Origin of the sequence: Rhodococcus sp. 06-1460-1B (assembly GCF_002258475.1) — a bacterium.
GTDB classification, from domain to species: Bacteria; Actinomycetota; Actinomycetes; order Mycobacteriales; family Mycobacteriaceae; genus Rhodococcoides; species Rhodococcoides fascians.
This window is the reverse complement of record NZ_NOYS01000007.1, coordinates 1-639: the sequence shown is the minus strand read 5'-3', so window position 1 is coordinate 639 and position 639 is coordinate 1. Positions and strand designations below refer to the sequence as shown.

The 639-nt window shown below is 61.5% G+C and carries 3 protein-coding genes; all 3 read right to left on the bottom strand.

Translation table 11 applies throughout. The annotated features are described in order from the left end of the window. Positions 1-130: biotin carboxylase N-terminal domain-containing protein (locus CH268_RS03945; RefSeq protein ID WP_141214848.1), on the bottom strand; the 130-nt coding region annotated here is incomplete at its 3' end. Positions 131-144: 14 nt separating this feature from the next. After that, the gene (locus CH268_RS03940) at positions 145-420 is read right to left on the bottom strand and encodes an acyl-CoA carboxylase epsilon subunit (RefSeq protein WP_094662474.1); all 276 of its coding nucleotides are present in this window, start codon (positions 418-420) and stop codon (positions 145-147) included. After that, positions 417-639, bottom strand: a 223-nt coding sequence (locus CH268_RS03935) for a carboxyl transferase domain-containing protein (RefSeq protein WP_303396370.1), incomplete at its 5' end; no start/stop codon positions are given. The genes CH268_RS03940 and CH268_RS03935, both read right to left, overlap by 4 nt.

Sequence of the window (639 nt, the reverse complement as noted above, 5' to 3'; positions counted from 1 at the left end):
CGGGTTCGGCGTACACAGCGACACTGGCCAGCCCGGCATCAGCGGCCGCCCGGATCACCCGAACCGCGATCTCACCACGATTGGCAACAAGAACCTTGGAAATCTTCTTATGGGAGGTAGAGGTGGTCATCTGTGCGAAGTCCTTCACTGGCCGAATCGGGCATTGACGAAAAGAGCTGGGGCACTGGCGAGTCCGTAACGATGCATATCTTCAGGTCGACCCCACAGATCGATCGGGGCCGGCACGCCCTCGGCCACCGACGACTGCGCGGCAGTCAGAACCGCAACGACAGCAGCGATCTCGGAGTCCGTCGGACTTCCGCGAAACGACCAACTGGCGGACGCGGCAGCATGATTCGCTTCGCCGCTCACTGCGTCAAGATTCGCTTCGCTCACTGCGTCATGATTCGCTTCGCTCATAGTGGGATGTTTCCGTGTTTCTTCGGGGGCAGGGTCACTTGTTTGCGTTCGAGCAGCCGCAACGCGGTCACGATCTGCCCGCGGGTGTGACTGGGCGGGATGACCGCATCGAGATACCCACGCTCGGCAGCGACGTACGGATTGACCAACGTGTCCTCGTACTGCTGCTGCAACGTCAGCCGCAACGCATCGACGTCCTCACCGTTCTTCGCCGCCTCG

Bases quoted from the DNA above. Each gene is read 5' to 3' on its own strand.
- CH268_RS03940 (WP_094662474.1), bottom strand. From the start codon at position 420: ATGAGCGAAGCGAATCATGACGCAGTGAGCGAAGCGAATCTTGACGCA.